Raw genomic sequence first — 22,106 nt, 5'->3', positions numbered from 1 at the left:
GGACGCGCCGGGACCCATCTGATCAGACGCACGTCACAATGTAACCATGACCGCATCCCCGTCTCAGCGGATCTCCTCCGCACCTGCCCGACGCATGGCCGCCCTGCTCCTCGGCATGGGCACGCTGCATTTCGTCGCACCCAAACCGTTCGACTCGATCATCCCGGCCGAACTGCCCGGCACCCCGCGCTTTTACACCTACGCCTCCGGCGTGGGTGAGCTGGCCACCGGCGTGCTGCTGGCCGCGCCGCGTACCCGGCGACTGGGCGCGCTGGCCGCCGTCGCGTTGTTCGTCGCCGTGTTCCCGGGCAACGTGAACATGGTCCGGCTGTGGTGGGACAAGCCGTGGCCCATGCGGATCGTCGCGATCGCCCGGCTGCCCTTGCAGATCCCGATGATCACTGGGGCGCTGCGGGTTTACCGCAACTCGTCGCCGAGCGCCTGACCCGGCTCTGCCGGCCGCTCGTCGACCGGGGCGGTCAGCAGCGCGACCAGTTCGTCCTCCCCCGGTAGCGATTCCGGGCTGACCGTCTGCCCGGAACGCACGTAATGGAACGCCGCGCGTACCGATTCGGGTGGGCATCCCCGTAACGCTGCCCAGGCCAGGCGGTACACCGCGAGCTGGACCGAAGCCTGCGCCAAGGCCTCCGGGGTGGCCGGCGGTTCACCGGTTTTCCAGTCCACGACCGTGGTGGTTCCGTCGTCGTCGGCGAACACGGCATCGATGCGGCCGCGGACGACGGTGGTTCGTGTCGTGCCGATCGCCATGTCGAACGGCACCTCCACCTCGATCGGGGTGCGGGCCGCCCACGGCGACATGACGAATGCGTCCTGCAGCTCCGACAGTTCGGCGGCGCCGGCACGTCCGCTGTCGCTGTCCACCGCGCCGGGCAGATCGTCGAGGTCGAACAACCGCTCGGAATGGAAGAACCGCTGCACCCACTCGTGAAACGCGGTGCCCAACAATGCGTGCGGATCCGGGCGCTGCGGCAGCCGTCGATGCAGACGCTGCAGCGCGGCCTGCCGGTCACGGCTCAGCTCCACCAAGGTGCTGACCGACAGCTGCCCGGGCAGCTCGACCGGAACCACCTGCCGACCACGTTCACGCTCGGCCAGAAGCGCGTCGACGTCGGCGGCCCAGCCTTCGTGGTCGATGCCGTCCCCCTCACCCGCACCGGCCTGGTCTGCGCCGGCCAGAGCCTGTGACACCAGCGCCGCTCCCCGCTCGGCATCGGTGGCGCGGGCCGGAGCTGCCGGCCAGAGCGCTTCGACGGTCTTGTCGCGCAACGGGTTTACCGCACCAGCCGCCGGTTCCGCTGCCCATTGCTCGATCTCGCCGCACGGCTGACCCGCCGCGGCAGCGTCCTCCACGATGGCCTTGATCTCACACAGGAACTCTGACGGGCCGCGCGGCTTGCCTTCGGTGGCGCCCCAGTGGTGCCCGGAGATGAGCAGGGTGTCCTCCGATCGGGTGATCGCGACGTAGAGCAACCGGCGTTCCTCGTCGATGCGCCGCTGCTCGAGGGTGCGTTTGTGCTCGTTGATCTTGTCCGACAGGATCTTTCGATCGTTGACGTCGGAGACGTCCAGCACCGGTACGCCCAGTTCCGATTTGACCGCGCGGTCACCGCGCAACAGCGGAGGCAGATCCGAGGAGTCGGTGAGCCAGGTGCGCGCTGACGCGGTCGACGGAAACACCCGCCCGCTCAGGTGCGGGACGGCGACCACCTGCCATTCCAGTCCCTTGGCGGCGTGCACGGTGAGGATCTGCACCCGGTCGTGTGAGACCGTCAATTCGGCGGGGGCCAGGCCGTTTTCCACGTCGGCGGCCACGTCGAGGTAGGCCAGCAGCGCGAGCACGGACCCGCCTGGACGGCCGGCGAAATCGGCCACCAGATCACAGAACGTGTCCAGGTTCTCGGTGCCGGTCCAGCCCGCGGTCACCGGGCGGGCCGCCCGTGCCTCCGCGTCGAGACCGGCGACCCGTCGCACCTCGGCCACCAGCTCGGGCAGCGGATGGCTCAGGTGGGCCCGCAGCATGGTCAGCTCCCGGCCGAGCGCCTCGATCCGCTGGTGGCCGGCCGGCGAATAGTGTTCGGCCGCACCGGGATCGCAGATCGCATCGGCCAGACAGGCCGCGTCGGCATCCGGAGCCGCCTGCGCCACGATCTCGGCGGCGCTGGGCTCCCCCACCGGCCGGTCGTCGAGTTCCCTCGCCCGGCGCCACAGCGCGGCGATGTCCCGGGCACCCAACCGCCACCGCGGTCCGGTCAGCACCCGCATCACCGCCGAGCCCGCAGCCGGATCGGCCACCAGCCGCAGCATCGCCACCAGATCGGCCACTTCGGGCACCGCCAGCAGCCCGGCCACCCCCACCACCTCGACCGGCACCCCACGGGCACTCAGTGCCTCAGCCATCGGCGCGGCGTCGGCGTTGCGGCGCACCAGCACCGCAGCGGTCGGCGTGGCCACGCCCTGGGCGGCCGCGCCGTGATAGAGCGTCGCCAGATGGTCTGCCACCCAGCCTCGTTCAGCCTCGACGTCGTCCAGCAGCGCACACCGGATGGTGCCCGGTTCGGCGTCGGGCCGGGGGCGCAGCTCGTGCACCGTGACCGAACGCCGCCGCGCCTCGGCCGACACCGCGTTGGCCAGATGCAGCGCACTGGGCGGGTTGCGCCAGCTGGTCCGCAATTCCAGGGTCGGGGCCGGCGTACCGTCGGCCAACGGAAAATCCGTGGTGAACCGGGGCAGGTTGGTCGCCGATGCGCCGCGCCAGCCGTAGATCGACTGGATCGGATCCCCCACCGCGGTCAACGCCAGGCCGTCGTCGACACCACCGCCGAACAGCGAGGACAACGCCACCCGCTGAGCGTGTCCGGTGTCCTGGTACTCGTCGAGCAACACCACGCGGAACCGCTCCCGCAGCTGCGCACCGACCTGGGGGAAGCCCGCCGCCAGCCGTGCCGCCGCCGACATCTGCATGCCGAAATCCATTACCTTGTCGGCCCGCATCCGCCGATGAAGCGCATCGATCAGCGGCACCAACTCGGTGCGTTCGGTCTGGGTGGCCAACATCTTCAGCAGCCACTGACTGGGCCCACGGTCACGCTGATATGGTCCCGCCGGCAAGGTGTGCACGAGCCGCTCGAGCTCCACATGGGTATCGCGCAGCTGGTCGGTGTCCACCAGGTGCTCGGCCAGCGCGCCCGCGAGCCGCAACACCATGTCGGTGACGGCGGCCGGGGTCTTTTCGATGGCGAGCTCACCGGGATGTGCACATACCACCTCGAATGCCAGTTGCCACAGCTCCGTCTGGCTGAGCAGCCGGGTGTCCGGTTCCACCGGCAGCAGTAGACCGTGCTCACGCAGCAGGGTCCCGGCGAACGCGTGATAGGTGCTGACCGTGGCGATTTCGTCGGCACCACCGGTGCCCAGGCCGACACCGGCGAGCCGGGCCAGCCGCGTACGCACCCGACGCAACAGCTGGCCGGCAGCCTTGCGGGTGAATGTCAGGCCCAGTACCTGCGAGGGCGAGGCGAAACCGTTGGCCACCAACCAGACCACCCGGGCCGCCATGGTCTCGGTCTTGCCGGCGCCTGCCCCGGCGATCACCACCAGCGGTCCCGGCGGGGCGGCGATGACCGCGGCCTGCTCGTCCGTCGGTGGGAACAGCCCCAGAGCAGCGGACAACTCCGTCGGGCTGTAACGGACGCTGGTCTGCGGGAATCCGGTCATGACCGTTCTCCGGCGGCCTGGGCCGGGCACGACGAGCGCACCGGACAGTTCGCGCAGCCGTCGTTGACGCGGGCCACGAACTGCGGCCCGGCCGTGGCCGCTGCAGCATCGCGCACGGTGTCGAGCCATTCCGCACGGGTCTCGGGTGTCATCGGGTCCTGTTCGCGTTCGATGGCACCGGCCGCCCCCGCCTTGCCCAGGTATACCAAGCGGCCGCCGCCGGGTTGATCCCCGTGCGGCACCAGGCCGGCGGCCACGGCGAGTTGGTACGTGGCCAACTGGGCGTGCTTTTGCGCATCGTCCTTGGTGACCGGACTCTTGCCGGTCTTCAGGTCCACCACCACCAGCCGATCGGCCCGGTCACGTTCGAGGCGGTCCAACCGTCCCCGGATCCGGACCTCGGGGCCGTCCTCACCCGACTCGACGAGCACGCCGTCCACGTCGATCTCGGTGGCCACCTCGGTCAACTGAGCCCGGGAGTCTGCGCGCCACCGGGTGAACGTCTCCAACATCGCCCGGTGGCGCGACAACTCGTTGTCCGAATACCACTTCGCGTCGAAAGGCAGATCCTCCCAGACTTTTTCCAGATCGTTGACCAGCTGAGCCTCTGTCTTCCCCGGGTCCGCAACGAGGGCATGCAGCAACGACCCGACGGTGGATCGCACATCGCGTCCGTCATTGCCGCCGTGCCGCTCCAACAGCCAGCGCAGCGGACAGTCGCTGAGCATCTGCAGCGTCGACGGCGACAGGACCACCTCGGGAGCCACCCCGTCCACCGCCGACCACAGCGGTTCCTCGGTGGACAGCGCGGTCATGGTGTGCCACTGGGACGGGTGAGCCCCGGGCACCCCGGCCGCGGCCAGCCGCGCCAATTGCGTTGCCGCACAGGCACGTGACTCATCATCGACGGCACCTTCGGGGGCGCAGACCACGGCCCGCAACCGACCCACGACCGCAGAGGGCACCAGCACCCGCGGAGCCGCCAACGGCGGCAGCGGTACAGAATCTGCCGCCACCTCGGCCAATTCGGCACAGAACGCCGACGGCAGCAGCGATTCGTCACCGCCGTCGCTGTCCACCGCAGTCACCAACAGCCGCCTGCGGGCCCGGCCCATCGCAGCCATCAACAAGCGGCGCTCCTCGGCCAGCAGCGGTGCCCGGGTCGACACGGCACGGTCGGCCGGAGCGGCCACCCCGTCGAGCACATCCACCAGATTCTGCGTACCCAGCACCCCGCCGCGTGGAACTGTGTTGGGCCACAGGCCTTCTTGAACGCCGGCGATCACGACGAAATCCCATTCCCGCCCGAGCGCGGCATGTGCGCTGAGCACCGACACCGCATCAGACCCGGTGCCCGAGTCCGGTGCCGAGAGCGAGGTTCCCAGGGTGGCGACGTGATCGACCAGGCCGCGCAGGGACGCGCCGGCGGTGCGGCTGACGTACTGGTCGGCCACGTCGAACAGCGCGGTCACCGCATCCAGGTCACGATCGGCCTGTGCTCCGATGGTGCCGCCACGCTCGCTGGCCGCCAACCACCGCGATTGCAGGCGGCAGGCATTCCATGCTTGCCACAGGGTATGGCGCGGATCGGCCCCGTCACGCTGGCTCCGACGCGCCGCGGACAGCACCGATCGCAGCCGGCGTAGGGGCTTGAGGTGTTCGACCGACAGACCGGCGGGCTCGGTGTGGATCGCGGCGACCAGCAGGTCGGTGAAATCGCGGGGCGGAGAAGAGCCGTCGGCGCGGCGCAGGGCGCGGCGCAGTTGCCGCAGGGTCACCGGGTCGACACGGCCGATCGGGCCGGTCAGCAGGCGCACGGCGCTGTCACCGTCGAGTGTTCCTGCGGCGGTGACGTCCAGAACCGTCAACAGCGCTGCGACGGCGGGCTGCTGCGCCAGTCCGAGGTCGGCGCCCGTCGCCTCCACCGGCACCCCGGCCGCGGTCAGCGCGCGCGCCAGCGCGGCACCCACCCGCGGGATCGAGCGCACCACCACCGCCATCTCCGACCATGGCACCCCGTCCACCAGATGCGCTCGACGCAACGCGTCTGCGATGTAGGTGTTCTCCGCGTGGGCAGTGGCGGCCAACCGCATGGTGACCTCGCCCGGTCCGTGCTCGGCGTTGCCTTCCAGCACTCGGGTGGCCGCGACACCGGGCAGCCGACGCCCGATATTCGAGATCGCGGTGGCGACCGCGGGAGCACACCGACGGGAGCGGGTGAGGGTGATCGCGGGTGCATCGTCATCGCGCAGCAACACCGGATCGGCACCGCGGTAACCGAACACCACTTGGTCGGGGTCCCCGGCAACAACGGTCAGTCCGGCCCGGGCGGCCAGCACCCGGACCAGCAGGGCGGCCTGCGGATCGAGATGCTGGGCATCGTCGACCAGGAGCAGGCTGATCCGGGCCCGTTCGGCAGCCAGCAGGTCGGCGTCGGTGCCGAGCGCCTCCAACGCCGCGCCGACCAGTTCGGCCGCTCCCAGCGCCGGGACGGTGGCCTGCGGGGCAGCCATACCGACCGCCGCCCGCAACAACATGATCTGCTCATACGCCTGGGCAAACCGGCCGGCCGCCAACCACTCCGGGCGCCCGGCCGAACGTCCCAACCGTTGCAGCGCACGCGGATCCACGCCGCGCTCGGTGCACCGGGCCATCAGATCACGCAACTCGGTGGCAAAACCGGCGGTGCTCAGTGCGGGCCACAGTTGTTCGGGCCAGCCCACCGGCGAGTTCGCGCCGTCCTCCAGGTCACCGGCGAGCAGTTCGCGGATGATCCCGTCCTGCTCGGCGGTGGTGATCAGCCGCGGTGGCGGATCCCCGTTGCGCTGAGCGGCCAGTCGCAGCAACGCAAACGCGTAGGAGTGCACGGTGCGCACCAGGGGCTCCCGCACCACACCGTGGGTGCCCGCCCCGAGCAGCCGCGCGGTGATGGCGGCCCTGGCCTCACTGCGCAACCGCGCCGAACCGGTCAGCAACAGCACCGACTCGGGATCGGTTCCCGCTGCGATGTGTTCGACCGCGGTGCTGATCAACAGCGAGCTCTTCCCCGTGCCGGGCCCACCCAGCACTCGGACCACACCGTTGCAGCCCGGTGCCAGCAGCTCGGTGTCGACCGGTGCCGATGCGAGGTGGTGTGTGGTCATGGGAGGAATGACACCAGAAGGGACCGACAAGTAGCGGAGCGGATTGGAGCGAATGGCCCGACAAGTAGCGGAGCGGATTGGAGCGACAAGCCCGACAAGTAGCGGAGCGGATTGGAGCGACAAGCCCGACAAGTAGCGGCGTCCGACCTCCTGGCAGCATCAACGACATGTCTGCCGAGAAGTTGCATGTCTACCGCTACGGCCCCGCCGAGACGCCCCAGGTACTGCTGATCCACGGGTTGACCGGACATGGGCAGCGCTGGAAGACGCTGGCCGAGCAGCACCTGTCCGACGTGGCGGTGCTGGCCCCCGATCTGCTGGGGCATGGCCGCTCGTCATGGGCGGCGCCATGGACCCTGGATGCCAATGTCGAGGCCCTGGCGTCGCTCCTGGACCGTCCGACGTTGGTGGTCGGGCACTCGTTCGGTGGGGCGCTGGCACTGAATCTGGCTGCGGCACACCCGGATCTGGTCAGCGGACTGGTGTTGCTGGATCCGGCCGTCCACCTCGACGGTGAGTGGATGCGCGAGATCGCCGAGGCCATGATGGCCTCGCCGGATTATCCCGACCGCGCCGAAGCGCGAGCCGAGAAAGCCAACGGGTCGTGGGGTGATGTGGCGCCGGCAGAGCTGGACCGCGATCTGGATGAGCACCTCGTCGAGTTGCCGGGCGGACGCTATGGGTGGCGCATCAGCATCCCGGCGATGGTGTCATATTGGAGCGAGCTGGCTCGTCCGGTCGCCCTGCCGCGCCAAGGCACTCCGACAGTGCTGGTTCGTGCCACCCGCACCAGTCCCCCCTATGCGCGTGATGAGCTCATCGGTGAGCTGAGTACGCACCTCGGCGCGGATTTCAGCCTGCTGGACTGGGATTGCGATCACATGGTGGCCCACGCCATGCCGGTCGAGACGGCGAAGTTGATCCGCGAGCGGCTGGGCTGACGATGCCGGCCGTCACCGAGGAACAGGTGGAAGCCGTGCGCGCGTTGGTGGCGGCGATCCCGCCGGGGCGGGTGTGCACCTATGGTGACATCGCCGATGCGGCAGCGCTTTCCAGTCCGCGGATCGTCGGCTGGATCATGCGGACCGACTCCTCGGACCTGCCTTGGCACCGGGTGATCCTGGCTTCGGGCCGGCCCGCTCCGCATCTGGCCACCCGGCAACTGGAACGGCTGCGCGCCGAGGGGGTGTTGGCGGCCGACGGACGGGTACGCCTGGCCGAGTACCGCCACCTGTTCTGACCGCGAGCAGACAGAAACCCGTACCTTTCTGCGCGGAAATGTACCGGTTTGCGTCTGCTCGCGGGAGAACAGTGAGCTACAGGATCAACCGGACCAACGAGGCCGTGCGCGCCAGGCCCGGAAACGCCGCCGCGGTAGAGCGTGGGTGCAGGGCATGCACGGCAAGCCGGAACATCAAGGCGCGCAACAACATCTGTGGCCACTCCGGTAGCGATTGCCACCGTTCGATCAAGCCGTCGTCGGCGTCACCCCACGACAGCGCGTCGACCACCACCACGCCGGCGGCCCAGGAGGCCGGGCGCCAGTACGGGGTGATGTCGGTGATCCCCGGGGCGGCGGTGCCCGCGAAAAGCACGGTGCCGTAGAGATCGCCGTGCACGAGCTGGCTGGCGCTCTTGGTCGGCCTGCGCAGGCCGGCCAGTTGATTGATCAGCTCCACGGAGCGTTGCCCATCGGACGATCCGGGCGAGACCCTGGCTCCTGGCGGCAACGAATGCAGCGGCCGGTCCTCCCAGGCCGCGCGGTCGGCGGCGATGAACACGTCGACATCGGCCCACGGCGCCACCGGCGGTTGGGTCAGGAAGCGGGGCCGCTCCAACTTCGTGGTGGCCTCGTGCAATCGCACTGCGGCCGACACCACTTCGTCATGACGCGGTTCGGGCGTGCCTGCCACGAAGGTGTCGGCCCGCCAGCCGGCAACCACGTAACGGCCGTCGGTCGATCGGACCGGGCGGGCCAACCGCACCCCGTCGACGAACAACGTTTCGCGAACCTTGGCCGACCACGCCGCACGGGCGTGCTCGGGCACCATCGACATCACCATTTCGCCGCAGCGCCAGCCACCCTCCCAGCTCGAGCCGAGCGGTACCGGGCGCACCCCGGACAGGCCGAACGCCGCCAGCACATGTTCCGGCGGCCGTTCCACACTCACAACCTCAGCCTAAGGTGTAGATCGGCAAACCAGCCGTCAGTACATCACCATGTCGGGCTCGAGTTGTTTGGCCCAGGCCACGATTCCACCCTGGAGATGCACCGCGTCGGAAAAACCGGCCTGCTTGACGATGGCGAGCACCTCGGCTGACCGTATCCCGGTCTTGCAGTACAGCACTGGAGTCCGATCTACCGGCAGCTTGGCCAACGCGTCACCCGATTCGAACGTCGGCTTCGGGATCAACTCGGCGCCCGCGATGTGATTGATGTCCCACTCCACCGGTTCGCGGACGTCGATCAGCGCCAGCGGCTTTCCGGAGTCGATAAGCTCCTTGAGCTCCAACGGAGTGATCGTCGACCCGGCGGCAGCCTCGGCAGCCGCATCGGAGACGACGCCACAGAACGCCTCGTAGTCGATCAACTCGGTGATCTTCGGTGTGGCCGGATCCTTGCGGATGCGGATCGTGCGGTACGTCATGTCCAACGCGTCGTACACCATCAACCGGCCGAGCAGCGGCTCTCCGATACCGGTGATCAGCTTGATCGCCTCGGTACCCATCACCGAGGCGATCGAGGCGCACAGGATGCCCAGCACGCCGCCTTCGGCGCACGAGGGCACCATGCCCGGTGGGGGCGGCTCGGGGTACAGATCGCGGTAGTTGAGGCCCTGCTTGTTTCCCTCGGGCCCGTCCGGCGCGTCCTCCCAGAACACCGACACCTGGCCTTCGAACCGGTAGATCGAACCCCACACATAGGGCTTGCCGGCCAGCACGGCCGCGTCGTTCACCAGGTAACGCGTGGCGAAGTTGTCGGTGCCGTCGAGGATCAGGTCGTACTGGCTGAACAGTTCCACCGCGTTGTCCGGTTCCAGCCGGAACTCGTGCAGGTTCACCGTCACCAGAGGGTTGATCTCCAGGATCGAATCCCGGGCGCTCTGGGCCTTGGACCGGCCGATGTCGGACTGGCCGTGGATGATCTGCCGCTGCAGGTTGGACTCGTCTACCACGTCGAACTCGACGATGCCGAGCGTGCCCACCCCGGCGGCGGCCAGGTACAACAGGGTCGGCGAGCCGAGCCCACCGGCACCGATCACCAACACCTTCGCGTTCTTCAGCCGCTTCTGCCCGATCACGCCGACGTCCGGGATGATGAGGTGGCGGCTGTAGCGCGTCACCTCTTCACGGGTCAGCTCGGCGGCCGGCTCGACCAACGGCGGTAACGACACGTCCAAATTCGCGGACACCGCATGTCTCCTCAGTTTTTCTGGTCACTTCATCGTCCCAGCTGCTCGTACCACAACGGTAATCCGGTGTGGATGCTTCCCGCCGCCGGGCCCACCGCGATCGCGCGCGAGCTCTCGGGTATGGACCGGGGCCGAGCCGGTCGCCGCTGTCGGTGCGGCGACTCAGGCGATCGGATACGGCCAGGGATTGAACCGGCAGGTCAGACCATCGGCCTTGACGGTTTCCGGATCGAACTTCGCGGCATCGTCATTCGACGTGGAGAACGTCTGCTGCATCATGATCGGCGCCAGCTGGCCGTCGCGCTCGCACGCCTCGTGGCGTTGATAACCGATGGCGTGACCAACCTCATGGTTGATCAGGTACTGCCGGTAGGACCCGATGTCCCCCTGGAACGGCACCGCGCCGCGGACCCAGCGGGCCTCGTTGACGAAGACGCGGGGTTGGTGACCGTCGTACGACGGGTTGTAGCAGGACGCCTCCAGTTGGATGTCGTAGCCGCAGCCCTCGCGCACGGTCATCGGGGAGGTCAGCGACACCCGGAAGTCCGGTTCGACGCCACTGCTCGCGTCCACCCGGGTGAAGGCGAACAGCCCGTTGTGGGTCCAACTCTTGGGATTGGCCAGGGTCTCGCTGACCATCCGGGCGAATCCTTCGTCGCCGCCGAACGACGTGGTGTCCACCCCGTCCTCGACCTCGACGGTGTAGGTGAACGATTTCGTGGTGCCCGCGCCGACCTTGGGCGTGGTGCCCGGCACGATCCGCCAGGTCCGGTTGCCCGCCTCGGTGAAGGGACCGCCCGCAGGCAGGATGCCGGTGGGCAGATTGGCATCGAACTGCGTCAGGCCCTTGGGCGGCGCGCCGATGATGGCGGTGCTGGCCACATCGATGGGGGTAGGCAGACCCTGCGCGGGGCCGTCCTCCTCCTGGGCGGTCGGCGTCGCGCTGGTACCGGTGATCGTCTGGTAGATGACCACCACGGTCAGCACGATCAGCACCGGCAAGGCATACGCGCGCCACCCGTAGGTGGACACGAAGCGGCCGATCCATGTTTGTTTGCGCCACTGCTGGTGGTCGTCCCTGTTGGATCTGGCGCGTCCTGAGTCCGCAGCAATCGGATCTCGCTGTGCGCGCAGCGGCTCTCGCCACTCGTTGCGCAGCGCCGGGACACGGCCACCCCCGCGACGTCCCGGGTCGTAGGTCACCGGACCAGAATGGCACAGACTCCTGTGGAGCGGCCCGGGGCGCAGTAATGCCGTGACCACGCTGGTGTCATTTCGAAACCCGCGCACGTTTCGCGGACGCCCGCACGACGGAAGTGGGGCCCAACGGTAGTAGTGTCGGTTCGATCAGCGGCTCGGATGAACATGTTCAAGTGCGCCAGAGCAATACAGATTGAGGACCTGATGAGCGATCTCGCCAACACCGCCGAGAGGAGAGGTGACAAGCCCGCGAACGGCGGTGGTCGTCGCGGCAACCGCCTGCCTCGCGACGAGCGGCGCGGGCAGCTGTTGGCCTCGGCGAGCGAGGTGTTCGTCGAACGCGGCTATCACGCTGCGGGTATGGACGAGATCGCCGAACGCGCAGGCGTGAGCAAACCGGTGCTATATCAACACTTTTCGTCGAAACTCGAGCTGTATCTGGCAGTCCTGCAGCGCCACGTCGACAATCTGGTGTCCGGCGTGCGCCAGGCCCTGCGCACCACGACCGACAACCGTCAGCGGTTGCGTGCGGCAGTGGAGGCGTTCTTCGATTTCATCGAACATGACAGCCAGGGCTACCGGCTCATCTTCGAGAACGACTATGTCAGCGAGCCGCAGGTGGCCGCGCAGGTGAAGGTCGCCACCGAGGCATGCACCGATGCCGTCTTCGACCTGATCAGCCGCGATTCGGGGCTGGAGGCGCATCGCGCGAGGATGATCGCTGTCGGGCTGGTGGCCATCAGCGTCGATTCAGCCCGCTACTGGCTGACGAACGACCGGCCGATCGACCGGAATACCGCGGTGGACGGCACGGTGCAGTTCGCCTGGGGCGGACTGTCACACGTGCCTCTCACCCGCTCGTAGAACTCAGGCGGATTCCATCCCCACACCGAATCCGACCCGACGCACGTCGGCGGCGCCGATCTCGACATAGGCGATCCGGCTGTTCTGCACCAGGAAGCGCCGACCCTTCTCATCGGTCAACGCCAGCACACCCGAATCCTTGGCGAGCGCCTCGGTGACCTGCTGCTCCACCTCGCTGGGTGTCTGCGCGCTGTTGAAGGTCAGCTCGCGCGGGCTGTCCGTGACACCGATCTTGACCTCCACGCTGGGCCCTTCTTTCTTTCTCACGTCGTTGTCGACTTCCCTGAGCAGGCTAGTGGACGGCGGCACAGGGGTGCGGTGAGCCGGGCTACGCCATGCGCGAAACGCAGATACCGAACCGAGTCCGGACCGTGACCGACACACCCGATACTCCGCCTCATCTGTCACTTCTGCCTCGATAGCATCAGGACCGACATTGGACGAGACGACTGGGACAGCCTCATGACCAGGCATTATTCGCCGTATGACACCGCACCGACCGAGCGCTTCGGGGACCGCCCGTATGAGCCGAGCGGGTACGCCGGCTACCGGCCGGACTACCAGAGCGACGACCCGAGCAACTACGCCGCGGGCCGGGGCACGGATTACGGCACCGACTACTCCACCGCCGACTATGACGCGGACTATGACGCCGAGTACGACGACGAAGTTCGGTTCTACGAGGAACCGCTCGACCGGCGCTGGATCTGGGTGGCCGCGGTGGCCGGGGTCGTGCTCGTGGTGGCGGTGGTCTGCACCTCGGTGATCCTGGGTGGCGGCGACAGCGGTTCCGTCTCGGCGAGCCTGACCCCGTCGGCAGCTCCCACGCAGACCACCGCACCGGCGCAGGACGCCACGTCCACCCCGGTCCCGCCGCGCGCGGCGCCCACCGCACCGCTGTCGCCGGAGACCGTGACCACGGTGACCCCGACGCCCAGTGCGACCGTGGCGCCCGACCCGGTGGCTCCACCGGTCGAGGCCGCGCCGCCCGCGGCCGCCGTGAACCCGAACACCATCACCTATCGCGTGACCGGCAACCGGCAGCTCATCGACCTCGTGACCATCGTCTACACCGATGCGCAGGGCGCACTGCAGACCGACATCAACGTCGCGCTGCCCTGGACCAAGACCGTGGTGCTCAACCCTGGAGTCCAGCTCAAGTCCGTGACCGCGACCAGCGTGGCGGGCCAGCTCAACTGCTCGATCACCGACGCATCGGGTGCCGTTCTGATCCAGCAGGCCAACAACACGATGATCACCACCTGCACGCAGTAAGAAGCACGCAGGTACGACTGGGCTTGGCGGGTATTACGCCAGGCCCAGTTCCTGCATTCGGGACTGGTGGGTGTTCTGCAGCCGGCCGAAGAACTCCGCCAACTGGGTCAGACCTTCACCGCTCGACATCACCAAGTCGACGAGTTCGTCGTGATCGGCCAGCACGTACTGCGCCTGCGTGACCGCCTCGCCGAGCAGCCGCCGTGCCCACAGCGCCAACCGGTGGCGCTGCCGATCGCTGGCGGTCACGGCCGCGCGCACCTCGGCCACGACGAACTGGGAATGCCCCGTCTCGGCCAGCACCGCGCGCACCACCGCGGACACCTCTTCGGGCAGTGCGTCGGCGATCTCCAGATAGAAATCCGCCGCCAGCGCGTCACCGATGTAGGTCTTGACCAATGCCTCCAGCCAGTTGCTCGGAGTGGTCATCCGGTGGTAGTTCTCCAACACCGAGGCGTACTTCGTCATCGCGGGGACGACGTCAACTCCCCTGCGCTCCAAGGCATCCCGCAACAATTCATAGTGACCTATCTCCGCGGCGGCCATGCTCGCCATGTTGATCCGGCCGCGCAGATTGGGAGCCATCCGCGCCTCGTCGGTGAGCCGGTAGAACGCGGCGACCTCGCCGTAGGCCAGCACCGCGAACAACTCGTTGACGCCAGGATGATCCGCCGTCACGCCCGAATCGACCGATTCGACGATCTTTTGCGCGGCAGGCTGAGGCGAATTCATGACGCCAACTCTAGACGTCACCGGGACCCCACGAGCAGCTGGCAAATGGGCTCAGCTCACGCGACCAGCTACAATGGGAGACGGTAACGGCTTCGAGCCGACTCTTTCAGCGCCTGAGCCGCTACCAGGAAATGTGCGTGCACGCAGTTGGCCCGCCCTGTGGAGCTGGGCCCAGCGGATCGGCAGCGCCGACGGATGCAGACGTCATCCCGGGCGAACCCGACCGTTTCACCGTCAAACTCCGTGTGCGCTGGATGCCCATGAGGTTTGACAGTGAAAGGCCACCTCTACTCACCATGACGCATGTAAACAAGACATTTGCCGAACTCGGCGTCCGCGACGAAATCGTCCGCGCACTCAGCGAGAACGGCATTCAGCACCCCTTTGCCATCCAAGAACTGACCCTGCCCCTGGCACTGGCGGGCGACGACCTGATCGGTCAGGCCCGCACCGGCATGGGCAAGACCTACGCGTTCGGCGTCCCGCTGCTGCATCGGGTCTCCAGCGACGAGTCCCGCCCGCTCAACGGCACACCGCGGGCCCTGATCGTGGTTCCCACCCGCGAGCTGTGCCTGCAGGTCTATGACGATCTGGCCGGCGCCTCGAAATACCTCACCGCCGGTGACCGCAAGTTCTCCGTCACCTCTATCTACGGCGGCCGCCCCTACGAACCTCAGATCGAGGCGCTGCGCAAGGGCGTCGACGTCGTCGTCGGCACCCCGGGCCGGCTGCTCGACCTGGCCCAGCAGGGCCACCTGCAATTGGGCGGGCTGTCGGTGCTGGTGCTCGACGAGGCCGACGAGATGCTGGACCTCGGCTTCCTGCCGGACATCGAGCGCATCCTGCGGCTGACTCCCGACGACCGGCAGTCGATGCTGTTCTCGGCCACCATGCCCGACCCGATCATCACGCTGGCCCGCACGTTCATGAACCAGCCCACCCACATTCGGGCCGAGGCCCCGCACTCGGCAGCCACCCACGACACCACCGAGCAGTTCGTCTACCGGGCTCACGCCTTGGACAAGTCGGAGTTGGTCAGCCGGATCCTGCAGGCCGAGGGCCGCGGCGCCACCATGATCTTCACCCGGACCAAGCGCACTGCGCAGAAGGTGTCCGACGAACTCGCCGAGCGCGGGTTCAAGGTCGGCGCGGTGCACGGCGACCTGGGACAGGGCGCGCGAGAGAAGGCGCTGAAGTCGTTCCGCACCGGGGCCGTCGACGTGTTGGTCGCCACCGACGTGGCCGCGCGCGGCATTGATATCGACGACGTCACGCACGTCATCAACTACCAGTGCCCCGAAGACGAGCAGGCCTACGTGCACCGCATCGGGCGCACGGGCCGCGCCGGCAAGACCGGCGTCGCCATCACCCTGGTCGACTGGGACGAGCTGACCCGCTGGGAAACGATCGACAAGGCGCTGGAGCTCGGTTGCCCCGATCCGGCCGAAACCTATTCCAGCTCACCGCACATCTACGAAGAGCTGAACATCCCGGCCGACGCGACCGGCACCATCGGGTCCCCGCGGAAGTCCGCCGCCAAACGCAGCAGCGACGAGAAGCGCATTTCTTCGGCCGATTCGGCAGACCGGCCGGCCAAGACCAGGACGCGTACCCGCCGGCGTACCCGCGGTGGCCAGTCGGTCAGCGGGCATCCCGAAGGCGCCCCGGCACCGGCCGATTCCCCCGAGGCCGCGCCGGTGACCGAATCGGACGACACCGCAGGCGAGGCATCGCACACCGGGCGTCGCCGCCGTCGGCGCCGTCCCCGCAAGACCGAGACGGCAACGGCCGGCTGACCGCCAGACAAGACCGGTCAGTGGTCAAACCCGAACGCCGCACCCGCGGCGACATCGCCGCCGCGCTGGCCATCGTCGCGATCGTCACGGTGGTGGCGGGCCTGATCTGGTGGACCAGTGATGCCCGCGCCACCGTCAGCCGGCCCGCGGCAGAACCCGTGCCGTATCTGACGCCGGCCCGCGAGGTGCCCGCCGGGCTGCAACAGCTGTGGGTCGCCGACAGTCCGAAGACCACCCAGCCCGTGCTCGCCGGTGGATCGGTGGTGACCGGTGAGGGTTCCACCGTCGCGGGCCGCGACCCGGTCAGCGGCGCAGTGCTGTGGAGCTATGCCCGCGATCTGGAACTCTGCGGGGTCACCTCGGTGTACCAGTACGCGGTCGCGGTGTACCCCGATGTCCGCGGTTGCGGGCAGGCCAGCACGATCGATGGCAAGACGGGGCGACGCGGGCCCGCACGCACGGCCTACGCCGATCCCGAGGTGAAGCTGTCCACGGACGGAACGACCGTGCTCGCGGCCGGGGACAGCCGTCTGGAGCTGTGGCGGTCGGACATGGTGCGGATGCTCTCGTACGGCGCCCTGGACGCGCGCATCAAGCCCGACGTCCCGGCCTCACCGGTGTGCCGGCAGTTGTCGGCGGCGGCGAGTTCATCGGCGGTGTCGGTGCTGGAATCCTGCCCGAAGAGCAAGTTCATCCGGCTCACCCTGCTGCGGCCGGCCGACGAAGAGGACACCCCCGAGGTGCGCTACGTCGATCTGCAGGACATCACCGATGAGTCGGGAGCCCAGGTGATCGCGGTGTCGGGCACCACGACGGCGGTGTATCTGCCGGTGCCCCGGCCGATGGTCAATGTCATCGACGAAACCGGAAAGACGTTGGCCAGCCTGCCGCTGGCCAAACCGGCCGCACCACAGTCGGCCGCCACTCGTGCCGGCGACCTGATCACCTGGTGGACCGGTGATTCGGTAATGGTGTTCAGCACCACCGGAGGAAGCGGCCTGCAGTACAAGTTCACTGTGACGCCCACCCAGGACGAGTCGGGCCACCATCTGCCCGTCGGCCCCGCCACGGTGATGGCCGGGCAACTACTGGTGCCGGTCAACGATGGCTACGACGTCTTCGATCAGCAGAACGGGGCGGGGATACGTCACATCGCGCTGCCGCGCACGCCCAGCGTCTCGCCGGTAATTCCGGCGGTGGCCGGAGACACGGTGCTGGAGCAACGCGGGACGCAACTGGTGGCGCTGGGCGCCGGATAGGCCTGCGCGTGAAGGTTCTTGCCTGAAATCAGCCGATGTCGATGACGATCACGGTGGTGTTGTCGCTGCCCCCGGCATCGTTGGCGACCTGAACGAGCCGCCACGCCGCATCCTCGGGTTCGACGTCGGTGCCGGCCGCGGCGACCACGTCCGCGTCCTCTGCACCGGCGAACAGGCCGTCGCTGCTGATCAGCAGCCGGTCGCCGGCACGACAGTCGAGATCGAACAGATCGGGCCGAATGACCGGGCCGATCCCCAGCGCCCGGGTCAGCAGATGCCGGTGCGGGTGAAACCGTGCCTCCTCGCGGGTGATCTCGCCGGACCGCACCAACTCCCCCGCCACACTGTGATCGTCGTTGAGCTGGCGCATCACCCCGTCACGAATGCGGTTCAGCGGTGAGTCTCCGATGTTGATGGCCAGCGGTCCCCCTTGCTCGTCGCCGAAGATCGCGACCAACGTCAACGTGGCACCCGAACTCGTCCCCGACGCGCTGACATGGGCGAACACCTGATCGTTGGCCTGCTGCACGGCGCCGATCAACCCGTCGCGGTCCGGGGCCGCAGCGAATGCGGCGGCCAGCGTGTCGACGGCAATCCGGCTGGCGTGCTCACCTTCGGGTCCGAAGCCGTCGGCAACCGCGTACAGAATGCCGTCGGCCAGGGCCGCGTCCTGGTTGCTCTCACGCACGGGGCCCTGGTCGGTGGCCGTGGCCGCCCGCAACACCGAAACCATGACCGGCTCTACCCCACCTCGGGGGTGAAGGTGGGCAGCTTCTTGCCGGACTTCCAGTGCTTGAGCAGCGCCTGGGCCAACTCGCGGTACGCCAGTCCACCCTTGCTCTTACGGCCGGCCAGCACCGAGCACCCTGACGCGCTCGCCTCGGCGAACCGGACCGTCCGCGGGATCGGCGGGGCCAGCACCGGCAGCTCGTACCGGTCGGCGACATCGAGCAGCACGTCCCGGCTGTGTGTGGTGCGTGAATCGTAGAGCGTCGGCAACGCCCCCAGCAGGGTCAGCTCGGGATTGGTGATCTGCTGCACGTCAGCGATCGTGCGCAGGAACTGCCCGACGCCGCGGTGGGCCAAGGTTTCGCACTGCAACGGCACGATCACCTCATGGGCGGCCGTGAGGCCGTTGAGCGTCAGCACACCCAGTGACGGCGGGCAGTCGATGATCACCACGTCGAAGTCGGATTCCACCTTGGCCAGGGCGCGTTTGAGCGCATACTCCCGGCCGGCCCGCATCAACAGCATGGCCTCGGACCCGGCCAGGTCGATGTTGGCCGGCAGCAGCGTCATCCCCTCGGCCGTCTCGACCAGAGCCGCCCCCGGTTCGACGTCGCCGAGCAACACCTCGTGAACGGACACCGGCAATTTGTCGGGGTCGTGACCCAACGAAAACGTCAGACAGCCTTGCGGATCCAGATCGACGAGCAGCACCCGTCGCCCCTGCTCGGCCATCGCCGCGCCCAGCGATGCCACCGTCGTCGTCTTGGCTACCCCACCCTTTTGATTGGCGACCGCTAATACTCGAGTCACACCTTCATCCAAGCACGCTCTCGACGCCATTGCCGTGACGTGCGGCAGAATCGCCGGTGTGAGCGACCGCCTGCACCGCCTGATCCTGCTTCGCCACGGCGAAACCGAATGGTCGGCGACCGGTAGGCACACCGGCCGCACGGAGTTGGAACTCACCGAAACCGGACGCGAACAAGCCGCCCTCGTCCGCCCGGCGCTCGCCGAACTGCAGTTTAGCGATCCGCTGGTGGTCAGCAGCCCGCGCACACGTGCACTCGTCACCGCCGAACTGGCCGGCTTGCACGTCGACGAGGTCAACCCCGTGCTGTCGGAGTGGGATTACGGCGACTACGAGGGTCTGACGACTGCACAGATCCGTCAGACCGTGCCGGACTGGCTGGTCTGGACCCATGGTTGCCCCGGCGGAGAGAGCCTGACGCAAGTCAGCGCCCGTGCCGACCGGGCGGTGGCGCTGGCCTTGGAGCACCTGCCCGGCCGAGATGTGGTGTTCGTCGGGCACGGGCATTTCTCCCGCGCGATGTTGACCCGGTGGACCGAACTTCCGGTTGCCGAAGGCATCCGGGTGTCGATGGTGCCGGCTTCCCTTGCGGTCTGCGGTTTCGAGCATGGCGTACGTCAGATCACCGCGCTCGGCCTGACCGGTCATCCCAACCCGTGTCTGTCGCAGTGAACCCGTCGTTCGTGATGGCCGGGCCGGCCGGTGCCGTACTGGCCGAAGGAATCCGAACCGGATTCGCCGACATCGCCGAAGCCCAGGCCGCACTGCGTTCGGGAACGCCAATTGTGCTGGGCGCCTTGCCGTTTGACCTGACATCACCGGTCGCACTGCACGAACCCGAAACGGTCCGATTCACCGATTCCCTGCCGAGCCGGCCGACCGGACCACCGCCGACGGTGCGCGACCGCGAAACCCTGCCGCCGGGGCCGGTGCACCGCGAGCGCGTGGCCGAGGCGATCCGTCGACTGCGCGATCCGCAGAACCCGATCGACAAGGTGGTGCTGGCCCGTGCGCTGCGGTTGACCGCCGAGTCCCCGTGGGACGTTCACAGCGTGTTGCGCAGGCTGGCCGCCGCGGACCCGGCGGCCACGGCCTACCTGGCCGACCTGTCCCCGGCCGGGGCCACGCACGCCGGCACCGTCCTGGTCGGCGCCAGTCCCGAGTTGCTGGTCGCCCGCGAGGGAGAGATGGTGATCTGTCAGCCGTTCGCCGGGTCAGCGCCGCGGTCGCCCGATCCGGAGATCGACAAGGCAAACGCTGCGGCGCTGGCCGCCTCGGCGAAGAACCGCCACGAGCATCAACTGGTGGTCGACATGATGCGTCAGGCGCTGAGTCCGCTGTGTGTGGACCTGCAGATCGCGCACGAGCCAGAACTGCACGGCACCGACGCGTTGTGGCACCTGAGCACGCCGGTTGTTGGCCGCCTTCGCGAAAAGCACACTACGGCAATCGATCTGGCGTTGGCGCTGCATCCGACCCCGGCGGTCGGCGGAGTACCCACCGACGCCGCAACGGCGCTGATCGGTGAACTGGAGGGTGACCGCGGCTTCTATGCGGGCGCCGTCGGCTGGTGCGACAGCAGCGGTGACGGACGCTGGGTGGTGTCGATCCGCTGCGCGGTGTTGTCCGCGGACCGGTGCACGGCATTGGCGAGCGCCGGCGGCGGTATCGTCGCCGAATCCGATCCAGACGACGAAGTCGACGAGACCACCACCAAATTCAAGACAATCCTGACCGGACTGGGGGCGACATGAGCGAGCTGATCCGCCGGGCACGCCCGGGTGATGAGGTCGAGATCACCGCGATGATCCGCGAACTGGCCGAGTTCGAGCAAGCCTCCGATGAGTGCACTGTGACCGTGAAGCAAATGCACACAGCCCTTTTCGGAGACCGGCCGGTGGCGTACGCGCACCTGGTGGAAGTTGACGGCCAGGTCGCCGCGACTGCGGTGTGGTTCCTGAACTTCTCCACGTGGGACGGGGTCGCCGGGGTGTACCTGGAGGATCTTTATGTGCGCCCGGCCTTTCGGCGGCGTGGACTGGCCCGCAAGTTGTTGTCCACGTTGGCCGCCGAGTGCGTGCAGCAGGGTTACAGCCGGCTCAGTTGGGCAGTGTTGAACTGGAACGTCAACGCGATCGCGCTGTACGACGCCGTCGGAGGCACACCGCAGACCGAGTGGACCACCTATCGGGTTTCGGGCGCTGAGCTGACGGCGCTGGCCGACGAGACCGCGGCGTCTAACTCCGCCGGGTGATCCAGTCCACCGAGGACGGGCTGAACAGCAGCCCCAGGGTCACCAGGGCGAGCAGTCCGACCAGGATGCCGTAGACGACGTGGTGTGAGGTGATCACGTACCAGGCCACCGGCAGCAGCAGCAGATTGGTCAGCACGGCGATGCCCCGGCCCCAGCGTCGCGCCGTGATCAGCGCCCAGCCACCGGCCAGGACACCTCCACCGATGAGCAGGAACCAGATCGCGGTGCCGTATCCGGAGACGATGTGCTGGTCGGCACCAGCCACCGCTCGCACCAGCAAGACGACCGCCATGATCAGCGCGGCCACCCCTTCGGCGGCGGTCAGGAAACCCGCGTAACGGATCGAAGGCGGCTGGATCACGACAGCCGCTCCGCCAGGTAGCGCACCGCGTACTCATAGCCGGCCGGGCCGGCACCGGCGATCACCACCTGCGCGACGGCCGACACGTAGGAGTGATGCCGGAACGGTTCACGGGTGTGGATGTTGCTCAGATGCACCTCGACCACAGGCAACTCGACGGCGCTGAGTGCGTCGCGGATCGCCACCGAGGTGTGGCTGTACGCCGCGGGGTTGATGATGATGCCGACGCAGTCCTCGCGGGCCGCCTGGATGGCATCGACCAGCGCACCCTCGTGGTTGCTCTGCACCGCCCGGATCTCAAATCCGAACCCGGCAGCGGTCTCGGCCACCTGCTGCTCGATCTGAGCCAGCGTGGTCGAGCCGTAGATCTCGGGCTGGCGGGTGCCGAGCAGGTTGAGGTTCGGCCCGTTGACGAGCAGTAAACAGGGCTTGTCCGAGCGTGCAGTCACGTCTGTACGGTACCGGGCCCTCGCGCCGTCGAGATCGACGTGAGGGTTGCGATTCGGCGAGATTCACAACCCTCACGTCGATCTCGGC

General features: G+C 68.1%; 21 protein-coding genes. 10 read left to right on the top strand and 11 right to left on the bottom strand.

The features are described 5' to 3' along the window. Positions 1-46: 46 nt before the first annotated feature. Positions 47-445 (top strand): hypothetical protein, encoded by a 399-nt coding sequence (locus A5733_RS00505; protein WP_076238657.1) that lies wholly within the window; start codon positions 47-49, stop codon positions 443-445. On the opposite strand, the gene A5733_RS00500 is transcribed toward A5733_RS00505, so the two are convergent. Further along, the gene (locus tag A5733_RS00500; RefSeq protein WP_076238656.1) at positions 418-3,735 is read right to left on the bottom strand and encodes an ATP-dependent DNA helicase; all 3,318 of its coding nucleotides are present in this window, start codon (positions 3,733-3,735) and stop codon (positions 418-420) included. The genes A5733_RS00505 and A5733_RS00500 overlap by 28 nt on opposite strands. After that, positions 3,732-6,878: an ATP-dependent DNA helicase gene (locus tag A5733_RS00495; protein WP_076238655.1), complete on the bottom strand. Its 3,147-nt coding sequence runs from the start codon at positions 6,876-6,878 to the stop codon at positions 3,732-3,734. Before A5733_RS00495 ends, A5733_RS00500 begins: the two co-directional genes overlap by 4 nt. A gap of 167 nt (positions 6,879-7,045) precedes the next feature. Here A5733_RS00495 and A5733_RS00490 point away from each other — a divergent pair, with 167 nt between their 5' ends. Both A5733_RS00490 and A5733_RS00485 read left to right on the top strand, forming a co-directional pair. Beyond that, entirely contained in the window at positions 7,046-7,819 is a 774-nt protein-coding gene (locus A5733_RS00490; RefSeq protein WP_076238654.1) for an alpha/beta fold hydrolase, read from the top strand. 2 nt (positions 7,820-7,821) lie between these two features. Further along, entirely contained in the window at positions 7,822-8,118 is a 297-nt protein-coding gene (locus A5733_RS00485) for an MGMT family protein (RefSeq protein ID WP_067776963.1), read from the top strand. A gap of 76 nt (positions 8,119-8,194) precedes the next feature. Here the strand turns inward: A5733_RS00485 and A5733_RS00480 are convergent, their stop codons facing one another. The 3 genes from A5733_RS00480 to A5733_RS00470 all read right to left on the bottom strand — a co-directional run bounded on the left by A5733_RS00480 (position 8,195) and on the right by A5733_RS00470 (position 11,494). Next, on the bottom strand, positions 8,195-9,049 hold the full coding sequence (locus A5733_RS00480) for a TIGR02569 family protein (protein WP_076238653.1): 855 nt from the start codon (positions 9,047-9,049) through the stop codon (positions 8,195-8,197). A gap of 36 nt (positions 9,050-9,085) precedes the next feature. Further along, entirely contained in the window at positions 9,086-10,279 is a 1,194-nt protein-coding gene (moeZ, locus tag A5733_RS00475; RefSeq protein WP_142253733.1) for an adenylyltransferase/sulfurtransferase MoeZ, read from the bottom strand. A 174-nt stretch (positions 10,280-10,453) separates the two neighbouring features. Beyond that, complete coding sequence (locus tag A5733_RS00470; protein WP_067776969.1) at positions 10,454-11,494, bottom strand: DUF3152 domain-containing protein; 1,041 nt, start codon at positions 11,492-11,494, stop codon at positions 10,454-10,456. A 201-nt stretch (positions 11,495-11,695) separates the two neighbouring features. On the opposite strand from A5733_RS00470, the gene A5733_RS00465 reads away from it, so the two are divergent. Then, a complete protein-coding gene (locus tag A5733_RS00465) occupies positions 11,696-12,355 on the top strand; it encodes a TetR/AcrR family transcriptional regulator (RefSeq protein ID WP_067777006.1) in 660 nt (219 codons plus the stop codon). Positions 12,356-12,358: 3 nt separating this feature from the next. Here A5733_RS00465 and A5733_RS00460 read toward each other — a convergent pair whose 3' ends face one another. After that, positions 12,359-12,598: a DUF3107 domain-containing protein gene (locus A5733_RS00460; protein WP_067776972.1), complete on the bottom strand. Its 240-nt coding sequence runs from the start codon at positions 12,596-12,598 to the stop codon at positions 12,359-12,361. Positions 12,599-12,817: 219 nt separating this feature from the next. Between A5733_RS00460 and A5733_RS00455 the strand changes: the two genes are divergently transcribed. Next, positions 12,818-13,630 carry an MmpS family transport accessory protein gene (locus A5733_RS00455; protein WP_076238652.1) on the top strand — a complete coding sequence of 271 codons (813 nt, stop codon included), beginning with the start codon at positions 12,818-12,820 and terminating at the stop codon, positions 13,628-13,630. A gap of 33 nt (positions 13,631-13,663) precedes the next feature. Here A5733_RS00455 and A5733_RS00450 read toward each other — a convergent pair whose 3' ends face one another. Beyond that, positions 13,664-14,362, bottom strand: a complete 699-nt coding sequence (locus A5733_RS00450) for a ferritin-like fold-containing protein (RefSeq protein WP_067770879.1) — start codon at positions 14,360-14,362, stop codon at positions 13,664-13,666. A 296-nt stretch (positions 14,363-14,658) separates the two neighbouring features. Between A5733_RS00450 and A5733_RS00445 the strand changes: the two genes are divergently transcribed. After that, positions 14,659-16,158, top strand: a complete 1,500-nt coding sequence (locus A5733_RS00445) for a DEAD/DEAH box helicase (RefSeq protein WP_067770880.1) — start codon at positions 14,659-14,661, stop codon at positions 16,156-16,158. A 20-nt stretch (positions 16,159-16,178) separates the two neighbouring features. Continuing rightward, positions 16,179-17,417, top strand: a complete 1,239-nt coding sequence (locus A5733_RS00440; protein ID WP_067770882.1) for a hypothetical protein — start codon at positions 16,179-16,181, stop codon at positions 17,415-17,417. A gap of 28 nt (positions 17,418-17,445) precedes the next feature. Here A5733_RS00440 and A5733_RS00435 read toward each other — a convergent pair whose 3' ends face one another. Continuing rightward, positions 17,446-18,150: a PP2C family serine/threonine-protein phosphatase gene (locus A5733_RS00435; protein ID WP_076238651.1), complete on the bottom strand. Its 705-nt coding sequence runs from the start codon at positions 18,148-18,150 to the stop codon at positions 17,446-17,448. Positions 18,151-18,158: 8 nt separating this feature from the next. Further along, complete coding sequence (locus tag A5733_RS00430) at positions 18,159-18,986, bottom strand: ParA family protein (protein WP_076238650.1); 828 nt, start codon at positions 18,984-18,986, stop codon at positions 18,159-18,161. A gap of 28 nt (positions 18,987-19,014) precedes the next feature. Between A5733_RS00430 and A5733_RS00425 the strand changes: the two genes are divergently transcribed. The 3 genes from A5733_RS00425 to A5733_RS00415 are packed head-to-tail and all read left to right on the top strand — an operon-like array spanning position 19,015 to position 21,208. Continuing rightward, a complete protein-coding gene (locus tag A5733_RS00425) occupies positions 19,015-19,626 on the top strand; it encodes an acid phosphatase (RefSeq protein ID WP_076238649.1) in 612 nt (203 codons plus the stop codon). A gap of 14 nt (positions 19,627-19,640) precedes the next feature. Beyond that, positions 19,641-20,708, top strand: coding sequence for an isochorismate synthase MenF (locus A5733_RS00420; protein WP_076238706.1), 1,068 nt, complete (start codon positions 19,641-19,643; stop codon positions 20,706-20,708). Next, entirely contained in the window at positions 20,705-21,208 is a 504-nt protein-coding gene (locus A5733_RS00415) for a GNAT family N-acetyltransferase (RefSeq protein ID WP_067770889.1), read from the top strand. The genes A5733_RS00420 and A5733_RS00415 overlap by 4 nt, the downstream gene beginning before the upstream one ends. On the opposite strand, the gene A5733_RS00410 is transcribed toward A5733_RS00415, so the two are convergent. After that, complete coding sequence (locus A5733_RS00410; RefSeq protein ID WP_142253727.1) at positions 21,192-21,569, bottom strand: hypothetical protein; 378 nt, start codon at positions 21,567-21,569, stop codon at positions 21,192-21,194. The two genes, A5733_RS00415 and A5733_RS00410, sit on opposite strands and share 17 nt — an antisense overlap. Beyond that, positions 21,566-22,018 (bottom strand): type II 3-dehydroquinate dehydratase, encoded by a 453-nt coding sequence (gene aroQ / locus A5733_RS00405; RefSeq protein WP_067770891.1) that lies wholly within the window; start codon positions 22,016-22,018, stop codon positions 21,566-21,568. Before aroQ ends, A5733_RS00410 begins: the two co-directional genes overlap by 4 nt. Between the last annotated feature and the right edge of the window lie 88 nt (positions 22,019-22,106).

The organism is Mycobacterium sp. NS-7484, from assembly GCF_001953975.1.
In the GTDB taxonomy this organism is placed as follows: Bacteria; Actinomycetota; Actinomycetes; order Mycobacteriales; family Mycobacteriaceae; genus Mycobacterium.
This window is presented reverse-complemented; position numbering and strand designations above follow the sequence as displayed.

Bases quoted from the DNA above. Each gene is read 5' to 3' on its own strand.
- A5733_RS00435 (WP_076238651.1), bottom strand. From the start codon at position 18,150: ATGGTTTCGGTGTTGCGGGCGGCCACGGCCACCGACCAGGGCCCCGTG.
- A5733_RS00415 (WP_067770889.1), top strand. From the start codon at position 20,705: ATGAGCGAGCTGATCCGCCGGGCACGCCCGGGTGATGAGGTCGAGATC.
- A5733_RS00445 (WP_067770880.1), top strand. From the start codon at position 14,659: ATGACGCATGTAAACAAGACATTTGCCGAACTCGGCGTCCGCGACGAA.
- A5733_RS00430 (WP_076238650.1), bottom strand. From the start codon at position 18,986: ATGGCGTCGAGAGCGTGCTTGGATGAAGGTGTGACTCGAGTATTAGCG.
- A5733_RS00495 (WP_076238655.1), bottom strand. From the start codon at position 6,878: ATGACCACACACCACCTCGCATCGGCACCGGTCGACACCGAGCTGCTG.
- A5733_RS00450 (WP_067770879.1), bottom strand. From the start codon at position 14,362: ATGAATTCGCCTCAGCCTGCCGCGCAAAAGATCGTCGAATCGGTCGAT.
- A5733_RS00505 (WP_076238657.1), top strand. From the start codon at position 47: ATGACCGCATCCCCGTCTCAGCGGATCTCCTCCGCACCTGCCCGACGC.
- A5733_RS00465 (WP_067777006.1), top strand. From the start codon at position 11,696: ATGAGCGATCTCGCCAACACCGCCGAGAGGAGAGGTGACAAGCCCGCG.
- A5733_RS00420 (WP_076238706.1), top strand. From the start codon at position 19,641: ATGGCCGGGCCGGCCGGTGCCGTACTGGCCGAAGGAATCCGAACCGGA.
- A5733_RS00485 (WP_067776963.1), top strand. From the start codon at position 7,822: ATGCCGGCCGTCACCGAGGAACAGGTGGAAGCCGTGCGCGCGTTGGTG.
- A5733_RS00500 (WP_076238656.1), bottom strand. From the start codon at position 3,735: ATGACCGGATTCCCGCAGACCAGCGTCCGTTACAGCCCGACGGAGTTG.
- A5733_RS00490 (WP_076238654.1), top strand. From the start codon at position 7,046: ATGTCTGCCGAGAAGTTGCATGTCTACCGCTACGGCCCCGCCGAGACG.
- A5733_RS00455 (WP_076238652.1), top strand. From the start codon at position 12,818: ATGACCAGGCATTATTCGCCGTATGACACCGCACCGACCGAGCGCTTC.